This window comes from Nesterenkonia maliinae, assembly GCF_051262655.1.
GTDB lineage: Bacteria > Actinomycetota > Actinomycetes > Actinomycetales > Micrococcaceae > Nesterenkonia.
Genome location: NZ_JBIMEY010000001.1, coordinates 147,624 through 166,968, shown reverse-complemented (window position 1 = coordinate 166,968; position 19,345 = coordinate 147,624). Strand labels below are relative to the sequence as shown.

Genomic DNA, 19,345 nt, shown 5'->3' with positions numbered 1-19,345 from the left:
TTGTCGACGTGTCAACGCACTAAGGAGCCCAATCACGATGGCCACTCTCGGAGGACTTGAGCGCTCAGTCATGGGCCTGCTCTGGGACAGCGCCGAATCGCTCAGCGCGAACGACGTGCGCGACCGGCTCGGCGAGGACCTCGCCGTGACCACAGTGCTGACCGTGCTCTCCCGGCTGGAGCGCAAGGACATGGTCCGGCGTGAACGCTCGACCCGCCCGCACCGCTACTCCGCGGTCGCCTCGCGCGAGGAGCACACGGTGGAGATGCTCAACGAGGTGCTGGGCACCGCCGGGGACCGCGAAGCAGTGCTCGCCCGGTTCATCGGGGGCATCCCCGACTCCGAGGCCGCCGCGCTGCGTCGCCTGCTGCAGAAGTAGCCGGTCAGCGGCACAATCCGCCCGCGCAGCGGAGACTAAACTGGTCCGGTGACCATTCTCGCCGTCTGCCTGGCCGCGCTGGCCCTCGCGCTGGCCATCCCCGTGCCCCGGGTGCTGAGCCAGGCGAAGTTCAGGGTCCGCTCGCCCTGGGCGGCGATGCTGCTCTGGCAGGCCATCGCGCTGGCCGGGGGGCTCTCGATGGTGGGCGCCCCGATCGTCTACGGGCTCGGGCCCTTCGGTGACTCGGTGCCCGAGGCCGCGGTCTACGTGCTGCGCCTCTCTGCGGCCGCGGACTTCGCTGCGCTGACGACGCTCCAGGTCCATCCGGGCCACATCTTCGCGCTGTGCCTCGGCGTGCTGTTGGGCGCGCACCTGCTGCTGACCCTGCTGCTGACCTACACCCGGGTCCTGGGCCAGCGACGCCGGCACCGCGACGTGGTGCGGCTGCTCTCCACCCCGGTGGACGGGAACCAGGCCGCGGCGCTGGGGCGGCATCAGAACCTCTCCCCCGAGCTGCTGCACGCGCATGTGCTCGAACATGACGCGCCGCTGGCCTACTGCCTCCCCGGCCGGACCCATTCCGGCTCGGTCACGGTGCTCTCGCGGGGACTGCTGGACCAGCTCTCGGAGGCCGAGCTCGCCGCCGTCGTCGCTCATGAGAAGACCCACCTGCAGCAGCGCCACCACTTCCTCACCATGGCCTTCGAGGCCTGGTACCGGGCGCTGCCATGGCTGCCGACCACCCGGCACGGACGCGCCGCGGTCACCGAGCTCACCGAGATGCTGGCCGACGACGGCGCTCTGCGCGCCCACCACCGGGAGGATCTGGTGCGCGCCCTGGCGCTGAGCTCCGCCGGGCAGGACCACCGCGACATCCACCGGGACGGGTCAACAGCCGATGGGCCGGCGACCGAGGGGCCAGCGGCCGAGGGGCCAGCGATCGATGCAGCAGGCATCGCGGCAGAAGGCGTCGAGGGGCAGGATCAGTCGGCGCTGATCACCACCGCCCGGCTGAGCCGGCTGCTGATCCCGCCGGAGCCGCTGGGCAGGCCCGCGCTGGCCGGAATCGTCGCGATGGTCGTGGCCCTGATCCTGGTCCCGACGGCGGCCCTGCTGCTCGTCCCCTAGCCGGAGACCTCTCCGGCGGAGTTCTGCCCGGCGCAGACCTGCTCCACAAGGCCGCTCAGCCGTTGGCCGCCAGGAAGTCCTCGGCCCCGCCGACGAGCTCGGTGTGTCCCTGCTCAAGGTCCTTGCGTCCGATGAGCGCGGCTATCTCAGTGGCGAACTCCTCGACGCTGTAGAGCTTGCCGGCGGCCTCGCGGCGGGTCTCCAGCGCGCCGGGCTCGGCGCGCTCGAGCAGCGTCGCGGTGATGGTGCCCTCGATCATGTCCCCGGAGACCACGGTGAGCGTGATGCCCTTGGCGTCGAGCTCAGGGATCAGCTCCAGCAGCGCGTCCTCGCCGGCCCGCTTGGACCGGGCCACCGGCTCATAGGCGTCCATGGTGGCGGTCTGCTTGATGAAGTGCGCCTGGTGGCTGGTCACGAACACGATCTGTGAGCCTGAGGGCATCACCTCGATCGCCGTGCGCGCCATCTGCACCTGCGCGTCGCGGTTGAGCTTGAGCGCGTAGTCCTCGCCGCGGCCGGACTCCATACCTCCGGAGGCGTTGAGCACCAGCAGGTTCAGCGCGCCGAAGTTCTCCACCGCGGCATCGACCAGCGCCTGGGCGCCGGCGGCCTCGGTGAGGTCCGCGCCCACGGCGACCGCGCGGCCGCCCTCGGCCTCGATGCCGGCCACGACCTTCTTCGCTCGGGGCGCCTTCTGCCGGTAGTTGACGACGACGCCGGCGCCGCGCGCCCCGATCAGGGCCGCGGTGGCGGCACCGATGCCGCGCGATGACCCGGTGATGATGGCGCCGATGCCGGCGAGATCCTGCTCTGTCATGACTGTGTCCTCAGTTCTGCTCGTGCTGATGCGTGCTGGAAAGCTGGTGCTGCTGAAGTTCGGGGGGGGGGGGCTGGCTCAGTGACCCATGCCGAGCCCGCCATCGACCGGGATGACGGCGCCGGAGATGTAGCCGGCCTCCGCGGAGGCGAGCCAGCGCACCACCGAGGCGACCTCGGTGGGCTCCGCGAAGCGTCCCGCTGGGATGTTCTGGAGGTACCTGGCCTGCGTGGCGTCATCGAGCTCGTCGGTCATGTCCGATCGGACGAAGCCGGGCGCGACGACGTTGGCGGTGATGCCGCGACTGCCGAGCTCGCGGGTCAGCGAGCGGGCCATGCCGACCAGACCGGACTTCGAGGAGGCATAGTTGATCTGCCCCGGGGAGCCGTAGAGACCGACCACCGAGGAGATCAGCACGACCCGTCCCTTCTTCATCCGGATCATGCCCTTGGATGCTCGTTTGAGCACCCGGAAGGCTCCGGTGAGATTGGTGTCGAGCACGTCGGTGAAGTCGTCCTCGCTCATCCGCATCAGCAGGGTGTCGCGGGTGATCCCGGCGTTGGCGACGAGGATCTCCACCGGGCCGTGCGCCTGTTCCACCTCGGTGAAGGCGGCATCCACGGAGGCGGCGTCGGTGACGTCGGCGGCCACGCCGAGCGCTCCCTCGGGGGCGTCTCCGTTGCGGGTGGTGACCGCGACCTTGTCGCCGTTGGCGATGAACGCCTCGGCGATGGCGCGGCCGATGCCGCGGTTTCCACCGGTGATCAATACGCTGCGTGCGCTCATGAGTCTCCTTGTTACGGGTCTGGGTCCGAGGACGCTCCCGCGTGGATGCGGGGCCATCGGCACGGATGGTCGTCTCGGCACAGCCTATGCCAGCCGGTATGTGACCGTCGCGTCACATCGCCGTCGGCCACCAGGTTGGGCACCTAGAATGGACCGGTGAGCGACCAGGTCCACTCGATCACTGATGCTCCTCAGAAGCACAGTGACGACCAGCACTCGAGAATGGTGCGCTATGCGGTGTCAATGGGCATCCGTATGGTGTGTTTCATCCTTGCGGTGATCCTGCAGAACTGGATGACCTGGGTCCTGCTGGCCGCCGCGGTGGTCCTGCCCTACGTCGCGGTCACCACCGCCAATGTCGGCTCCGACCGGTATATGGGCCGTCGACAGTCCGAAGACCTGGACGCCCCGGGCCTGCTGACCACCACACACGAAGAGGGTGAGCCTGAGGCTGACCAGCAGTGGTGGGAACAGGACGATCCGTACGCCGAAAACGGCTACTCCAACGGCGGCGGGGAGTCTGAGGTGATCACCGGCGAGCTCGTCGAGTCCGAGGATGACCAGACGTCCGAGAGCCAGAACCGGAATGGGGTCCAGAACGGCTCTGAAGTCCAGAACGGCTCGGCGGAGTCGATGGATGCTCAGGATCCCCGCGATGACCGGGCGCAGGACAGATCGACCCAGCCCCTCGATGATCAGGACACGCACCGCTGATGGACCTACTGAACACCCTGGGCGGCGCCGACGCGCAGCCTGGACCGCAGACGCCTCAGTGCTCTCGCAAGGACTGCAGGCAGAACGCGATGTGGCAGGTGCTCTGGAACAACCCCAAGGTCCACACTCCGGAGCGGCGCAAGATCTGGCTCGCCTGCGACGAGCACCGCCCCTGGCTGGAGAACTATCTCACCCAGCGACTTTTCTGGCGCAGCACCGAGCCGCTGGAGACCGGTGCACCAGATGAGGCACCACGGAGCGACCTGTGAACCGGTACCGCTTCCTGCTGACCCCCACCTGGCTGGGCTGGCTGGGCATCTGCGCGCTCTTCGCCGTCGCCTGCGTCTTCCTCGGACAGTGGCAGATCGATCGGCGCGAGATCGCGCTGGAGGAGATCAACCGGATCGTGGACAACTATGACCAGGACCCCATCAGCTACGCCGAGGCCCGCGAGCTCTTCGACGCGGCCGAGGAGCAGGACGAATGGACCGTGGTCGAGCTCCGCGGCGAGTACCTGGCCCAAGACTCTCGGCTGGTCCGCAACCGCGGCCACAGCGGCTCGGTGGGCTACGAGGCAGTCGTCCCCTTCGCGGTGGCCGACACCGACGACGTCGTCGTCATCGACCGGGGCTGGCTGCCCACCGACAGCACCGATGGCTCCCAGCCGGCGCTGAACCCTGCCCCGCCGGAGGGCGAGGTGGACCTGGTCGCCCGGATCCGTCCCGCCGAGCCGGAGATCAACCGTGGCGCACCCGAGGGCCAGCTGGCCTCCATCGACCTGGAGGAATACCAGGATCAGCTGGGCTACGACCTGCTGACCGGCGGCTATGGACTCATGGCCGAGGAAGCACCGGCCCCCGAGGTCGCCCCGCGACAGCTCATCCGCCCCTCCCAGGATGAGGGCCCGCACCTGTCCTACTCGATGCAGTGGATCACCTTCGGACTGCTCGGCTTCATCGGCTGGGGCTACGCCGCCCGGATCCACGCCCGCAACCGGGACTACGAGGAGGCCGAGGCGCTGATCTCGGGTGCACCACACCACGCAGAGGGCACTGACGACGCGCCGGTGCATGCCGCCTCCTCGGCCCCGGCCCAGGACCGGGTCCGTGAGGCCAAGCGCCGGCAGCGGATCAAGACCGGCAAGCTCTCTGACGAAGACCTCGAAGACGCCTGGGTGGACCAGCGCCTGCACCGCTGAGGCTCACACGCACCGCTGAAGCTCGCCCTGCCGGCGAGCATGCTCAGGCGAGCGTGATCAGGTCTTCGTAGTCCTTGGTGTAGAGGTCTTCCTCGCCGTCGGGAAGCAGCAGCACCCGGTCCGGGCTCAGCGCCTCGACGGCACCGGGGTCGTGGCTGACCAGGACGACGGCGCCCTCGTAGGTGCGCAGCGCGGCGAGGATCTCCTCGCGGCTGGCCGGGTCCAGGTTGTTCGTCGGCTCATCGAGCAGCAGCACGTTCGCACTCGAAGCGACCAGCGAGGCCAGCGCCAGGCGGGTCTTCTCACCGCCGGAGAGGACCGAGGCCGGCTTGCTGACGTCGTCGCCGGAGAACAGGAAGGATCCGAGGATCTTGCGCTGATCGGTGTCGTTGAGGAACGGTGCGGCGGTCTTCATGTTCTCCAGCACCGAGCTCTCGGTGTCCAGGGTGTCGTGCTCCTGGGCGAAGTAGCCCAGCTTGAGCCCATGACCGGAGATGACCCGGCCGGAGTCGGCCTCCGCGGCACCGGCGAGCAGGCGCAGCAGCGTGGTCTTGCCGGCGCCGTTATAGCCCAGGATGACCACGCGGGATCCGCGGTCGATCGCGAGATCGAGCCCGGTGAAGATCTCCAGCGAGCCATAGGACTTCGAGAGTCCCTCCGCCATGAGCGGAGTCTTGCCGCAGGAGGCCGGGGCTGGGAAACGGATGTTCGCGACCCGCTCGGCGGCGCGTTCACCCTCGAGTCCGGCCATCATCCGGTCGGCACGTTTCAGCATGGACTGCGCGGCGACCGCCTTCGTGGCCTTGGCGCGCATCTTCTCGGCCTGGAAGCGCAGCGTGGAAGCCTTCTTCTCCGCGTTGGCGTACTCGCGCTTGCGCCGGGCCGCGTCCTGATCGCGCTGCACCAGGTATTTCTTCCACCCCATGTTGTAGACGTCGAGCGTGGTGCGGTTGCCGTCGAGGTAGAACACCTTGTTCACGGTGGATTCGATGAGCTCCACGTCGTGGGAGATCATCAGGACTCCCCCGGCGTAGCTCTGCAGGTGATCGCGCAGCCAGACGATGGAGTCGGCGTCGAGGTGGTTGGTGGGCTCATCCAGGAGCAGCGTGTCGGCGTCGGAGAAGAGGATCCGGGCGAGCTCCACGCGGCGGCGCTGACCACCCGAGAGGGTCTTCAGCGGCTGGGTGAGGATCCGTTCGGGCAGGTCAAGGTTGTTGCAGATCATCGCGGCCTCGGCCTCGGCGGAGTAGCCTCCGGCGGCGTCGAACCGGGTCTGGATCTTCCCGTACTGGACCATGGCTTTGTCGCGCACGTCGTCGTCGGTGCTCATCATGTCCTGCTCGGCGCTGCGCAGCTTCGCGGTGATCACGTCGAGCTCGCGGGCGGAGAGGATCCGATCGCGGGAGAGCTGCTCCATGTCGTCGATCTTCGGGTCCTGCGGCAGGTAGCCGATGCTGCCGCGGCGCTCCACCTGACCGGCGGCGGGCTGGGTCAGTCCGGCCAGCACCTTGGTCATCGTCGTCTTGCCCGCACCATTGCGACCGACGAGCCCGACCTTGTCGCCGGAGTCGATCCGGAAGTTGACCTCGTCCATCAGCAGGCGCGCGCCGGCGCGGAGTTCAAGATTGGATACGCTGATCAACGGTGCAGCTTCCCTTCGGGCCGAACAGAGTGCGACGGCCTGACAATTTCAGATGGGTGGGTTTGGTGGACAACCTCTCTAGTGTAACGACGACGCTCGAAGCCGTCGCATTCGACGTCGATACAGCCGAGGGTGAGAGGCGCCGGATCCTGCATCCGCTGACCCTGACGCTGCACGAGCATCGGATCGCCGTCATCGGCGCCAACGGCTCCGGGAAGTCCACGTTGCTGCGCCTGATCGCGGGGCTGGTGACGCCCACGGAAGGGTCGCTCCAGCTCAGACCCGCCGGCGTGCGCCCGGGGTTCATCTTCGCGAATCCGCAGGCACAGCTGATCATGCCGGTGGTCGGGGAGGACATCGCGTTCTCGCTGCGCCGCAGCATCAGCTCCGCCGCAGGACGGCGTGAGCGCAGTCGTGAGATCTTGGACACCATGGGCCTCGGGGACCGGGAGAACTCGAGCATCTATGACCTGTCCTCCGGGGAACGGCAGAAGGTCGCCCTGGCGGGGGTCCTCGCCGCGGAGCCCGAGCTGGTCCTGGCCGATGAGCCGACCACCCTGCTGGATCTGCGCAGCACGGTGGAGTTCACGCAGCTGCTGATGGGTCTCGAGGCCCCGATGATCGTGGCCACCCATGACCTTGAGCTCGCCGCACGCGCCGAACGGGTGCTGGTCTTCGAGGCGGGTCAGCTCATCGCCGACGACGCGCCTGGCCCTGCGATCGTCCGCTACCGCGAGGTCGCCGGCGGGGCCTGATCTGCTCAGGCCGCGCGGCCTGGGTCAGTACGCCCCGGCTCCACCGAAGACCGCCCGCACGGTGCGCAGCACGATCTGGACGTCTCCCAGCAGCGTCCAGTTCTCCACGTAGTAGAGGTCCAGCCTGACGCTCTCCTCCCAGGAGAGGTCCGAGCGGCCGGTCACCTGCCAGAGTCCGGTGATCCCGGGCTTCACCAGCAGCCGCCGGTGCGTGTGGTCGTCATAGGCGTCCACCTCATGCGGCAGCGGTGGACGTGGACCCACCACCGACATCTCCCCGCGCAGCACGTTGTAGAACTGTGGCAGCTCATCCAGGCTCAATCGGCGCAGCACGGCGCCGATGCGTGTGATCCGCGGATCTCGGCGCATCTTGAAGAGCACATCGTTTCCTTCAGACTGCGCCTTGAGCAGCGCGAGGCGTTCTTCGGCATCGACCACCATCGAACGGAACTTGAGCATCGAGAACCGAGAATGATTGATCCCGACCCGCTCCTGCCGGAAGAGCGCCGGCCCGGGGCTGTCCAACCGGACCCAGAGCGCGAGGGTGATCAGCAGCGGGGCCAGCATCAGCAGCGCCAGCGCGGAGAACACGATGTCAAAGGTGCGCTTGGTCAGCCGCGCCGTGCCGGTCAGCCGCGGGTAGGCCACATGCAGCAGCGGAACTCCGGCGACCATGTTGGAGGTGATCCGCGAGCCGGCGGTCTCCGTGATGGACGGCACCACGACGAGGTTCACATCCAGCGCGTCAAGCGCCCAGCCCAGTTCCCGCACCCCCTGGGCAGAGAACAGATCCGTCTCGGTCAGCAGCACCAGATCCGCCGCGCCGCGGGTCACGACGTCCACGACCTGGGCGACGACGCGTTCCCGGGCCTCGACATCACCACCGGTGTGATCAACGTGGACCTCATGGATCGCCGTGACCGTCGTGCCGGTCACCGATTTGGATCCCTGCACCGACGAGACCACGTGGCGGACCTTCGCCGGATGACCCACCACCACCGCGCGGTGGATCCACCGCCCTCGACGCCAGTGGGCATGCAGCACGCGGCGCCACAGCCACCGGCACACCAGCACGGCGCTCGTTCCGATCGGCAGCGACCAGTGCAGGTGTTCGCGCGGGACGGCCAGGTCGAAGGCGATCAGCGCGGTGAACAGCAGCCCGAAGCTGGTGCCCGTGGACGCCAGCACTCTCCGGTACTCCGTGACGTCAGCCCCGATATGGCGCCAGTCCCGAGACCGGCCCACGCTCAGCGCGGCGATCCAGAGCGCGCCGAGCACGGCGGTGGTGGCCATCGGCGCCGCAGGCAAGGTCAGCTGGTGGACCCCGGCGAGGACCCCGCCGATGACCGCGAGGTCGGTGACCACCAGCCGCCTGGCATAGCCTCGCTGCCAGTGCCGGGCCGTGGCGGGACCCGCGGGCGAGCCCATCCAGTCCAGGCTCGGCGCGACGCGGGCGATCTCCAGCATCGAGGGCTGGCTGGTCATGGAAGCGACTCCTCGTTCTGCGTCTGGAGACGGAGCTGGTCAACGGCAGCGAGCAGGGCACGGTCGGCAGGATGATCGAAGACGACGGCGTCAGCCAGCGTGACGGGGTGCTCCAGGACCGTGCTGTGCAACCCGACGAGGTCTCCCAGAGCGACCAGGTCTTCCAGTGCAACGGTGTTCTCCGACGCCGGGGTGTTCTCCTGACAAGCGGCGTTGGCCGAGCCGCCCGGCTCCTTCGCGACGGTGCTCTCCGACGGGGCGGAGGCGGTGATCAGACGCGGCAGCCCGTCCGGGCACTCCTTCGCGGTGTCGAGTCCCGCCCACCAGGCTCCCAGCTGGAAGTCCGCCGAATCGGGGGTGAAGGGATCCATTCCCCCGGAGGGGTACGGGGTCAGTTCACCGAACCACAGCTCACCATCGAGGTTGTAGAGATCCACTCGCATGAAGTCATAGCCGGCGCCCAGGGCCTCGGCTGCGCGCACCATCTGCTCGAAGTTCCGCGGACGAGGGGCGACCGGCCCTCGTGGGGCCTCGTTGATGAGGTCCAGCGGCTCCCACTCGCGGGTGTAGAACAGCTCCTGGAAGTTGTCGGTGAATCGTCCCGCGTCGGTGTGCAGGATCTGCATGCGCCCCCGGAAGACGTAGGTCTTGAAATCGATGAGCGGGCGTCCGTTCCCGATCCTGGGCTCGATGATGAGTTCTCGGCGCGCCTGCGTATAGGCCCATTCCCCCACCGCGATCCGGTCATAGGGACGCAGCCAGCCCCTGGTGACGCGGCGCAGCTGCTCGATCGTGGTGCTGCGATCCCCGAAGTACACGGCCTTGCATCGATGGTTCGGCTTGATTACCCACTGATCGGGCAGCTTGGAGAGGTCCAGCTCGTTGAGATCGGTGCCGCGCCACAGCGTCTCCGGCACGTTGATCCATGGTGCCTGCTCCGCGGCATAGTCCTTCATCGCCCGCTTGTCGCAGGTCCAGGCAATCTCAGGACTGCGATCTTCGAGCATCCGCTTGCTAAGGAACTCGGTGAACCGCGAGGGGCTCTTGAAGTTCCCCCACCGGCCGAACCTGCGCCGGTACATGAGCCGGCGCAGCAGCGGATCAGGGACAGGGCCCAACAGCCTGCGAAATGAGGTGTGCATGATGACTACCTTTCGAGGGGAACGGCCTGCGGGACAGGCGTCGATGCGGGTGCGCGGCGCGCTGTGCGCACGACCGGCTCCACGGTTGGCGGGGGTGTCGCAGCCCGGGGCGGCGTCTCCTCGGTCAGGTCCCGCAGCTCGTCCGGGTAGTCCTTCACCTTGTCGAATCCGGCCCACCAGGCCCCCATCTGGATGTCCACCGACTCCGGGGTGAAGGGGTCCATCCCTCCGGAGGGGTAGGGGGTGAGTTCGCCGAACCACAGCTCCCCGTCGACGTTGGAGAGATCCACCCGCATGAAGTCATAGCCCGCGCCGAGGGCCTCGGCCGCGCGCACCATGTCATCGAAGTTCTTCGGTCGTGGCTCCACGGCTCCCCGAGGTCCGCCGTTGCTGATGTCCAGCGGTTCCCAGTCCCGGTCGTAGAACACCTCGGCGAAGTACTGCCGGAAGCGTCCCAGATCGGTGTGCAGGATCTTGAACTGGCCGTGGAAGACGAAGATGTTGAGCTCCCGGAGCGGAGCTCCATCGCCGATGCGGGGCTCGATGATGAGCTCGCGGCGCGCCTGCCCGTAGGCCCACTCCCCGACCGCGATCCGGTCGTAGGGAAGCAGCCACCCTTTGGTCACCCGGCGCAGGTCCGCCAAGGTCGTGCTGCGATCCCCGAAGTAGACCGATTTGCTGCGGTGGTTCGGTTTGATCACCCAGTGATCGGGCAGCGTGGAGAGGTCCAGCTCATCGAGGTCGGTGCCGTGCCACAGCGTGTCTGGCACGTTGATCCACGGGGCCCGTTCGGCGGCGTAGGCCTTCATCGCGCGCTTGTCGCAGGTCCAGGCGATCTCCGGGCCGCGGTCCTGGAGCATCCGCTGGGTCAGGAATTCGGTGAACCGCGAGGGCGATCTGAAGTTGCCCCATCGGCCGTACTTCCGCCGGTACATGATCGTGCGGAGGAGCGGGTCGGGGACGGGAGTCAGCAGCCTGCGAAATGAGGAGTGCATGGTGGTCACCTTTCTAGGGAAGCGGCCTGCGGGGCCGGCGTCGGGGATGGTGCAGGGGGGTCGGGCGCTGCGGCCACGGTGTGGTCGTCCTCGGTCTCGACGGCCAGGGTCTGGGCGGCCTCGGGCTGGTGGACCAGCCGGGAGGCCAGCAGCAGCCCTGGGATGACCTGGGCGAGGGTCACGCCCAGGGCCATCGAGACGCCCGGTGCGGCGGGACCCAGGCCGAGCTGGATGCCGAACAGCGTGCCGGGCACCACGATGACGAGCAGAACCAGTGACATCGCCGCCTGGAGCCAGAATCCTCGACGGTCGGTGAAGAGATTCGTCTGGGTCAGATGCGCCGACTGGGCGACGAGGGCCGCTCCGAGTCCGAGCACCACTCCCCAGGACGGCACGAGGCTCCCGCCGGAGACGAGATCCGCCACGGGCCGGGCGAAGATGACGTAGCCCAGGGCAGCGGCCGCGCCGAGACCCGTGAGCATGAGATTGGCACGTCGCCACAGCTCGGGGCCCGGGTCCACCGCGAAGCGCGGCCACAGCACCGTCGCCGCCATATAGAGGACCGAGTAGATCGGCATGTAGAGCTGCAGGGCGATGGCATACTCACTCAGATCCAGCGCTGTGGCCGCGCTGGCCAGGACGAGCCGGCCATGCTGCTCGGAGAGCACCGTCCCCGCGGTGGCCAGCAGGACAGGCAGCCCGCCCAGCAGAATCAGCTTGATCGAGGTGGCCTCGGTGCCCCGCCTCCGACGATCACCGCGCGCGGCGGAGAGCGGCACCGAGGCTGCGGCGATCCCCCGGATGCCGATGCGCGGGTGCACGAAGGCCAGATAGCCACACACCCCGAGGAAGCCCAGCGTGCTCAGCGGAAGCCCCAGCGCCAGCCAGGCCACGGAGATGCCCAGCTGCCCCAGCACCAGGACCACCAGCAGGTTTCCGACCGAGGGCAGCAGCCCCAGGATCACCAGGACGTCCGCCCGGTCTCGGCCCACCAGCACGCGCTCCGCGATCCCAAGCGGGAGGCTCAGGAAGAAGATCACGAGCACCAGGCTCATCACCAGGTCGATCTGCGGTGCCAGCGCTGCGGGGACGTCGAACATCCTCGACCAGATGCCGTACACCCCGCTCAGGGCGGCAGCCGCGGCGCCGAGGAGTCCCACCACGGTCAGCAGCAGCGCGGTGCGCCGGATCAGGGTGCGCACCTCGTCCATGGCAGCCGCTGATCCGTCGGCTCGGGCCACCGCTCGGGCGACGGCCGCTCCCATGCCGAGATCCGCGAACGGCAGCGCAAGCTGCAGCTGCGCCACCAGGGTGATGAAGCCGAAGGCGAGCACTCCCGCGTAGTGCACGGTGAGCCCCGCCGTCGTGAGGGCACAGATCGCGCTGATCGGGAGCACGGCGATCCGCAGACCGGCGGTGCGCATGAACATCGCGGTCCAGCTCCGATTCGGCCCAGGCGTCGGCGGGACTCCGGCCGCTGGCGATTCAGCCATGCCCACCGACCTGCAGCATCCCGGAGATCGCGACCACGACGGCTGCCGCATGCGGACGAGCCCGCAGGCATTTCGCCAATTGGCGGGCCCCCTGGTGCCAGGATCCCGAGGCGAAGGCGTCCCGTGCCACCACTGAGGCTCGGAAGTCGGCGCGGGAGCGCGGTGAGAGCTCGGCCCCGGAGGACTCGATCGAGTCGATCCAGCGTGAGCTGGCCTGCCAGTCCGCGCTGCGCGAGATCGAGCCGTCGCTGGCCTGGTGCACTCGCACCAGCACCTCGGGCAGCATGGTCAACGTCTTGCCGGCCGCTTCGAGCCGGGCGAGCCAGTCCCAGTCCTGGTGTCGGGTCAGCTCGTCGTTCCAGGGAACCTCGAGCGCCGTGGCTCGGCTGCACAGCAGCGAGGAGGTCTGCATGAAGGTCCGTCGCAGGCGCAGCGTGGAACGGTCGAGGATGTAGTCCACCACCGGCTGCGCGTCCTCCCCGTCGGACTGGTAGAGCCGTTCGGGGACCACCCGGCTCGAGGATCCCACGAGCAGCGAGCGTGAGCTGACCACGGTGTGGTCATCGACCACCGCCATCTGCAGCGCGGCCTTCTCGGAGACCCACTCGTCGTCGTCGTCGAGGAAGGCCACATGGGTCGTGCTGGCCCTGCGCACCCCGAGGTTGCGGGCACCGGCTCCCCCCAGGCCTCCAGGGGTGATGACCATGGTGTGCGGCAGTCCGGTGAGCAGCCGCTCCACGCTCGCGGCGTTCTCGGGCCTGTCCAGCACCACCAGCACCGTGGTGTCCCAGGTCTGGCGCAAGACCGAACGCACGGCCCGCTTGAGCGAGCGGCGGCCCACGGTGGGGATGATGGCGGTCAACGAGCGGGGATGCACCGCGGCGAAGCGTGCTTCGCGCTCCGTGCGCAGCGGCACGGCGCTCCCGGTGTCGACCCGGGAGGGGGTGTCGATGCTCATCACGCCCTCCACATCAGCAGGGCTGCGAGCTTCATGGGCTCCAGCAGGTAGCGGCCGGCGAGCCGACGCGGATCGTTGGCCAGTCGCCACGCCCACTCCAGGCCCATCGCCCCGAGGCGCCGTGGTGCCAGGGACTGGGTGCCGCCGAGCTGATCCAGGGCGCCGCCCACGGTGGCGATCACCGGGACATCGATGCGGGAGGCGAGCTGATCGGCGATGCGTTCCTGCAGCGGCATGCCCATGCCGATCAGCAGCACCTGCGGGTCGTGGTCCCGGATGGACTCTGCGATCTGTTCGATGTTCTCCGTCCGCCACGGGTCACCGGGGATGGCCTGCCAGTCGACCTGCCCGCCGAGTGAGCGCAGGTGCTTGAGCACCGCGGCGCTGGCGGCTTCGGTGCCGCCGAGCAGGGTCACCCGATCGATGCCCTCCAGGTCCGCCAGGCCCTCCACCCAGTCGGTGGAGCCGATGCGATGCTCGGTGCGCAGCGGCACCTTCAGCCCGATCCGCATCAGGGCCAGCAGCGGCATGCCGTCGACGACGACGGCGCCGGCGCGATCATAGAAGTCGCGGAACTCCGGAAGGCTGTACCAGAGGTAGACCGAGTGCAGATTGTGTCCGGCGACGAGCATGCGCCGGTGTTCGCGGGCGGCGTCTCGGATGTGGGCGAGCAGCTCCTCGCGGCGCAGCGGAGTGACATCGACGTTGAGCAGTGGAACATTCAGGGACGGGATGACAGTCATCTCAGATCTCCTCAGGAATGGATCGACGGTGCAGGTGACGTGACGAGTGCAGCGCGCTGGCGCGGTGCTGGATCTGCGGTGACGCAGTGCCAGAGTTGGGCTCGGCGGCCGGGAGGGCGGCGACCTTACCGGGAGTCAGACCGGGAGCCGGAGTTGAAGTCGGGGTGGCAGTCAGCATGGGAGGCGCTCACGTCCTGTCCTGCGGCAGCCGGAAGATGTGCCCGGTGGCCGGGGCGCCCTCGGAGAGGGCCAGGGTTCCGTCGGGGAGCCGACGGCGCCGCGCCGCGGAGAGTCCCGAGGCGCGCGCGCTCAGGCCCTGTCCGGTCTGGCCGCCGGTTCCGGCCGTTCGGTCCTCGGGACCTCGACGTCGTGACCCGGGGGCGTGGCGGTCCCGCAGGCTGTCGGGCCCGCGCAGCGGGACCCCGGTGAGCACCATTCCGACCAGTCGGGCGCGTGCTCGGGTCAGCAGATCGAGTCCGGTGCTCAGCTGCACCCGGGTGACCTCGCCATAGCGTGCCACCACGATGACCCCGGTGGTGATCTGGGCCAGCAGTGCGGCGGCGGAGTGGCTTAGCAGTGCGGGGGCGTCGACGATGGTGACGTCGTAGGTCTCGGCGCAGCCTTCGAGCAAGGCAGCCATGGCGTCCATGCTGGAGGCCTCCAGGCCGTGGTCCTCCCCCCGACCGGCCGGCAGGACGTCGAGACCAGGCTCCGCATCGGCGATGACCACGTCCTCGAGATACGCCCGGCCGGCCAGCACCTCGCTCAGCCCCGCCGGAGTGAGGTCGGTGACCTGACCTCTGCTCAGTGCGCCGCCGCGGAAGAAGTGCACGATGTCCGGATTGCCGAAGTCGGCCCCGATCAGCAACGTCCGGCGGTCACCCTCCACCAGTGATCGCGCGAGATTGACCGCGACGGTGGTGCGTCCCTCCCTCTCCACCGAGCTGGTGATCACGTAGGAGCTCGGCGAGTCCGGGGACTTGTTGCGCATCAGCCGGATGCGCATCTCTCGGAACGAAGCCACCGCGTCTGCGGGACGCTGGTGGGCGCGGTCCTTCCCACGCGGAGTCCTTGGTGCTCCTCTGGTGACCCCGAGCAGCGGAGCGGCGGTGAGATCCTTGAGATCTCCGAGTGTGCGGACCGAGGTGTCTCGGGCTTCGCGCAGGAAGGCCAGGACGAGGCCGGAGAGAAGTCCGACGCCGAGGCCTGTGCCGAAGATGAGCTCCGGTCGGGGGCTCTGCTGGCGGGCCGGGGGCTCCGCCTCCTGAACCACCGACAGCTCCACGAGCTGGTCCCCTGCAGCGACCGGGTCGTCCCCCGGGGTCTCGAGCTCGTTCACCAGGTTCTGCAGGCTGGCCACCGTCGCGTTGGCGAGGTCTGCCGCCTCCTGGGGCTCGCCGGCGCTCACGGTGATCTCCAGCAGCAGGGTGTCGCGAGGCACCTGCGCGCGGATGTCCTCGGCAAGTTCGGCCCGGGACATGGCGAGTCCCAGATCTTCGATCACGGGTTCCAGCACGGCGGGGGTGGTGACGAGGTCGGCGTAGGACTGGACCCGCTGTCCGGCGACCATGCTGCCCTGTGGGAGTTCCGCGAGACTCTCACCGGTGGCAGCGGAGACATAGAGCTTGGTGGTGGCGGCGAAGATGGTCGGCTGCGATATGTAGAACACCGTCGCCAAGACCACGGCGATCACCGTCGGGAGCAGAATCGACGCCCATCGCCGGCGGCAGATGCGCACATGGTTGTGCAAGGTCATAGGTGACAACTTCCCGGTGCAAGGTCAGTGGTCACCGTGCAGACGCCCCTGGAACGGAGGGGCGTCTGTCACGGTGCGTTGCCCACGCTAGGCCGGGAGGGGTGCGCTTCATCACGGTGCTGAGCGAACCCCCGCAGGGATTACGGGGGAACCCCCGTGATTCCCCGTGGTCAGAAGCTGCGCATCGACCCTTTTCCCGCGCTGGTGCACCTCAGCGGCTTCGGGTCCCAGAGACCCGTGGCATCCGTGAGGTCAGCAGGGCGCCTCGAAGAGTCCCGGATCACGGGTTCGATGCGGGAATCCGCAGGTTCAGCAGCCCGGGCAGGTCCGGTTCAGGCGCTGCGCAGGTCTCCGTCGTCCTCATCCTGGAGCATGCGGCGCAGCGCGTGGCGCGATTCCAGTGTGAGCTTCCCCAGGGCATTGGCGACGTGATACTCCACGGTGCGCACTGAGAGGACCAGCGCCTCTGCCACGTCCTTGTTGGAAAGGCCCTGACCCACCATCAGCGCGATCTCGCGCTCACGGCTGGTCAGCGCGGTCAGCGCGAACCGTGCCTTGGAGCTGAGCCCCTCGGGCAGGTCGATCAGCCGGATACGCTCACTGCTGCCCGCTGCGGCTCCGGGCTTGTGCAGAGACCGGAAGAGCTCATCGGCCTGATGGAAGAGCCCCTCCGCGCCGCAGCCTTGGAACATCGAGGCGGCCCAGAGCAGCCACTCGGAGGTCTGCTCCACCTTGTCCTGCAGGGAGTCGATGCCGAGCAGGACACAGTGACCGAGGTCCAGGGCCAGGAGTCCGCGGTAGACGCTCAGCGCTCCGCCATCGCCGGGCACGTGCGGCGACTTCAGCGCCGGAGTGGCCGAGATCGTCGTCATCGCGGCGCTGAGGTGCTCATACGCCGCGGCGTGCTTGCCGGTGCCCATCGCTGCCAGCCCGCGCAGATGCCGCAGCACGTACTCGCGCTGTGGGGGCGCGGAGTGCTCGTCGGCGCGGACTTTGATGATCAGCGCCGGCAGCGCCTGGGCCTTTCCGCTGTGGAACAGGGACCGGCCCAGCAGCACCACCGGGGTGATGGCACGGGACCAGATGTTCAGCTCGACCTGCAGTCCGAGGACGCTGCTGACCACACGCTCGTGGTCCTGAGCGGAGGTGGCGCCCCAGGCCTCGACGAAGCCTCGCCCGGCGCGGCCGAGGCTGGTGCCGGACATCCGCTGGGTCTGCGCGTGCAGGTCGAAGGACCGGCCCAGGGCCGGCCCGCGGGCTGCGGGCACCAGGTGCGCTGCGTTGAAGGCCACCGGAGCGACATTGTCCTCGCGGATGTCGAGCACCTCTGCAGCGGCGGACTCGGCGAAGGCCTGAGCCTCGCTCCAGAGGCCGGCCTCGAAGAGCAGGTAGGTGATGTGGATCTCCGCATGGGCCAGAGCCCGCCGATTCCGTCCGGGCCAGTTCTCGATCGCGGTGATCAGGTCCCCGTAGGCCTCCGTGAGGTGACCCGCGGTGCGCAGCAGCGCGCCCCGGGCCACCAGCAGCACCATCTGAGCAGATTCGGTGCCGGGCACGCGTCGGACTTCGTCCAGGAGCTTCTGCACCTCCGCGGAGAAGGACGCAGGCTCGGTGTCGACCAGGCCTTCGAGGAGCCGCCAGAGCTGCAGGCTCACCCGCAGGCCGCGGGTCTCGGCCAACAGCTGCTCGGTGGTCGCGATCCGCGTGCGCACGGCCGGGTCGTCGGCTTCAAGCTGGGCTTCGAGGCTGAGCAGCACCTGCACGGTGCGTTCGGCGACCTTGAAGAGGTGCCAGTAGGAGCCTCGCAGCCCCGTGGTGCGCGAGGCCTGCAGCACGGTGTCGGCGTAGCACAGCAGCGCCGGGGGTGACGCGTCGGCGAGTTCCGCCCCACCGGCCAGGAAACGCAGGGTTCCTTCCAGATCGCCGCGCTCCAGCCGGTCGCGGGCCAGCATGCCCCGGCGCAGCACCGGGGGCACGTCGTCGTGGCTGTGCGCCCAGCTGATCGTCGATTCGATGTCGATCCTGGAGCCCGCGCGCATCGCGACGAAGGACAGCGTCTCCAACGTGGACCCGGAGCGTTCCACCTCGAAGGCGAGCCTGCTCAGCTCCAGGCTCTCGCCGGTGTCCCCGGTGCGGCTCGCCGTGCGCGCCGCGTCGGTGAGCGACTCGACGATTCCGGCCCGGTCCCCCACCGACGGGTCCAGCAGCGCGGCCTGCGCCAGATGTCGCACGGCGCCGGGACCGCCCTCGGTCCGGGCCAGGCGCATGTGGAGGTCCACCCGGTGCTCGCGAGGCAGGTCAGCGACCAGGCAGCGCTGGAACATCCGGTGCTGCAGCCAGAATCGTCCCGATCGCATCGACTCCTGGACCAGACTGGAGTTCCGCAGCGCCTCGACGTCGACCGATTCGGCTCCCAGCACGTCGCTGATCTCGTGGACCGCGAGCGGGTAGCGCGCCAGGGCAAGCAGCGCGAGCACCTCCTGCACGTCCGCGGAGGTCTCCTCGACGATCTGTCGGATCAGCAGCCGCTGCGCCTCGGCGGGGCCTTCTCCTCGGTCGAGATCCTGCAGCGCCGAGTCCAGGGCGGCGGCCGAGATCACCTCGTCGGGTACGGTGAGCTTCTGGATCAGGTAGTCCAGGAAGGCAGGGAATCCGCCGGTGGCATCGTGGATGCGGGCGGCGACGTTGCCGCTGATGGGCAGTCCCGTCTGCTGCTGGATCAGCTCGCGGACCTCGGTCTGGGTGAAGGGTTCCAGCACGATCCGCAGCGCCTCGCCGGCGGTGGCGGTGTAGCGGGTCAGACGCTGCAGCTCGGGTCGCGTGGTGGGACGACCCGTCACCAGCGAGAGCACCGGGACGCCTTCGAGCTCCCGGATCGTCTGGAAGATCACGGCTGCGGACACCGGATCCATCCACTGGAGGTCCTCGATGACCAGGACGACCGGTTCCCTGATGCGGTCGGCCTGCTCCTGCACCAGCACGGCGAGTTCCCGTGCATCGGTGGGCGCGCGGTAGCGCATCGGTTTGCGCAGCAGGTGCGCGGCGGCATAGCCCGGCGTCGCCTGGTCGGCGGCATCGAGGTAGACGTTCGCGCGTGACCACCCTGCGAGTCGAGACATGGCCTCGTTGAGCAAGGTGGTCTTGCCGACACCTGGTGGGCCTTCGATCAAGATGAACCGCGGCTCGGAGGAGGCGTGAACGGTCTCCGCAGTCGCCACGAGGGTTTCAAGCTGTGATTTCCGGCCCAGAAAAGCGTTACTTCGTGACATGAATGCTCCCTGGCCCAGGTGGCATCCTGTTTGCTTCAGGGTACAAACATGGACGCCACCTGCTTCGGGACAGCTTATGTCACGG

General features: G+C 68.7%; 17 protein-coding genes. 6 read left to right on the top strand and 11 right to left on the bottom strand.

What is annotated here, in order from left to right; translation table 11 throughout:
* Window positions 1–37: 37 nt before the first annotated feature.
* A complete protein-coding gene (locus tag ACHAA4_RS00760; RefSeq protein WP_435772296.1) occupies window positions 38–379 on the top strand; it encodes a BlaI/MecI/CopY family transcriptional regulator in 342 nt (113 codons plus the stop codon).
* A gap of 48 nt (window positions 380–427) precedes the next feature.
* Window positions 428–1,507, top strand: a complete 1,080-nt coding sequence (locus ACHAA4_RS00755; RefSeq protein ID WP_435772295.1) for a M56 family metallopeptidase — start codon at window positions 428–430, stop codon at window positions 1,505–1,507.
* A 55-nt stretch (window positions 1,508–1,562) separates the two neighbouring features.
* Here ACHAA4_RS00755 and ACHAA4_RS00750 read toward each other — a convergent pair whose 3' ends face one another.
* Entirely contained in the window at window positions 1,563–2,324 is a 762-nt protein-coding gene (locus ACHAA4_RS00750; protein ID WP_435772294.1) for an SDR family oxidoreductase, read from the bottom strand.
* Window positions 2,325–2,402: 78 nt separating this feature from the next.
* Complete coding sequence (gene fabG, locus ACHAA4_RS00745) at window positions 2,403–3,110, bottom strand: 3-oxoacyl-ACP reductase FabG (RefSeq protein ID WP_435772293.1); 708 nt, start codon at window positions 3,108–3,110, stop codon at window positions 2,403–2,405.
* 156 nt (window positions 3,111–3,266) lie between these two features.
* Between fabG and ACHAA4_RS00740 the strand changes: the two genes are divergently transcribed.
* From ACHAA4_RS00740 to ACHAA4_RS00730, 3 genes are read left to right on the top strand one after another with little or no spacing between them, the layout of a single operon-like run.
* Complete coding sequence (locus tag ACHAA4_RS00740) at window positions 3,267–3,824, top strand: DUF3099 domain-containing protein (protein WP_435772292.1); 558 nt, start codon at window positions 3,267–3,269, stop codon at window positions 3,822–3,824.
* Window positions 3,824–4,093 (top strand): acetone carboxylase, encoded by a 270-nt coding sequence (locus tag ACHAA4_RS00735; RefSeq protein WP_435772291.1) that lies wholly within the window; start codon window positions 3,824–3,826, stop codon window positions 4,091–4,093. The genes ACHAA4_RS00740 and ACHAA4_RS00735 overlap by 1 nt, the downstream gene beginning before the upstream one ends.
* On the top strand, window positions 4,090–5,022 hold the full coding sequence (locus ACHAA4_RS00730) for an SURF1 family cytochrome oxidase biogenesis protein (protein WP_435772290.1): 933 nt from the start codon (window positions 4,090–4,092) through the stop codon (window positions 5,020–5,022). Before ACHAA4_RS00735 ends, ACHAA4_RS00730 begins: the two co-directional genes overlap by 4 nt.
* Before the next feature lie 43 nt (window positions 5,023–5,065).
* Here ACHAA4_RS00730 and ACHAA4_RS00725 read toward each other — a convergent pair whose 3' ends face one another.
* Window positions 5,066–6,664 carry an ABC-F family ATP-binding cassette domain-containing protein gene (locus ACHAA4_RS00725; protein ID WP_106121551.1) on the bottom strand — a complete coding sequence of 533 codons (1,599 nt, stop codon included), beginning with the start codon at window positions 6,662–6,664 and terminating at the stop codon, window positions 5,066–5,068.
* Between the two features lie 65 nt (window positions 6,665–6,729).
* On the opposite strand from ACHAA4_RS00725, the gene ACHAA4_RS00720 reads away from it, so the two are divergent.
* Window positions 6,730–7,419, top strand: a complete 690-nt coding sequence (locus tag ACHAA4_RS00720) for an energy-coupling factor ABC transporter ATP-binding protein (protein ID WP_435772289.1) — start codon at window positions 6,730–6,732, stop codon at window positions 7,417–7,419.
* Between the two features lie 24 nt (window positions 7,420–7,443).
* Here the strand turns inward: ACHAA4_RS00720 and ACHAA4_RS00715 are convergent, their stop codons facing one another.
* From ACHAA4_RS00715 to ACHAA4_RS00680, 8 genes are all read right to left on the bottom strand, one after another.
* Complete coding sequence (locus ACHAA4_RS00715) at window positions 7,444–8,904, bottom strand: sugar transferase (RefSeq protein ID WP_435772288.1); 1,461 nt, start codon at window positions 8,902–8,904, stop codon at window positions 7,444–7,446.
* On the bottom strand, window positions 8,901–10,046 hold the full coding sequence (locus ACHAA4_RS00710) for an ATP-grasp fold amidoligase family protein (RefSeq protein ID WP_435772287.1): 1,146 nt from the start codon (window positions 10,044–10,046) through the stop codon (window positions 8,901–8,903). Before ACHAA4_RS00710 ends, ACHAA4_RS00715 begins: the two co-directional genes overlap by 4 nt.
* A gap of 5 nt (window positions 10,047–10,051) precedes the next feature.
* Window positions 10,052–11,041 carry an ATP-grasp fold amidoligase family protein gene (locus ACHAA4_RS00705; RefSeq protein WP_435772286.1) on the bottom strand — a complete coding sequence of 330 codons (990 nt, stop codon included), beginning with the start codon at window positions 11,039–11,041 and terminating at the stop codon, window positions 10,052–10,054.
* Between the two features lie 5 nt (window positions 11,042–11,046).
* The gene (locus tag ACHAA4_RS00700) at window positions 11,047–12,534 is read right to left on the bottom strand and encodes a polysaccharide biosynthesis protein (protein ID WP_435772285.1); all 1,488 of its coding nucleotides are present in this window, start codon (window positions 12,532–12,534) and stop codon (window positions 11,047–11,049) included.
* Entirely contained in the window at window positions 12,527–13,492 is a 966-nt protein-coding gene (locus tag ACHAA4_RS00695) for a glycosyltransferase family 2 protein (RefSeq protein ID WP_435772284.1), read from the bottom strand. Before ACHAA4_RS00695 ends, ACHAA4_RS00700 begins: the two co-directional genes overlap by 8 nt.
* On the bottom strand, window positions 13,492–14,235 hold the full coding sequence (locus tag ACHAA4_RS00690) for a WecB/TagA/CpsF family glycosyltransferase (RefSeq protein ID WP_435772283.1): 744 nt from the start codon (window positions 14,233–14,235) through the stop codon (window positions 13,492–13,494). Before ACHAA4_RS00690 ends, ACHAA4_RS00695 begins: the two co-directional genes overlap by 1 nt.
* A 187-nt stretch (window positions 14,236–14,422) precedes the next feature.
* Window positions 14,423–15,991: a tyrosine-protein kinase domain-containing protein gene (locus tag ACHAA4_RS00685; protein WP_435772282.1), complete on the bottom strand. Its 1,569-nt coding sequence runs from the start codon at window positions 15,989–15,991 to the stop codon at window positions 14,423–14,425.
* 332 nt (window positions 15,992–16,323) lie between these two features.
* Window positions 16,324–19,260 (bottom strand): helix-turn-helix transcriptional regulator, encoded by a 2,937-nt coding sequence (locus ACHAA4_RS00680; RefSeq protein WP_435772281.1) that lies wholly within the window; start codon window positions 19,258–19,260, stop codon window positions 16,324–16,326.
* Window positions 19,261–19,345 lie beyond the last annotated feature (85 nt).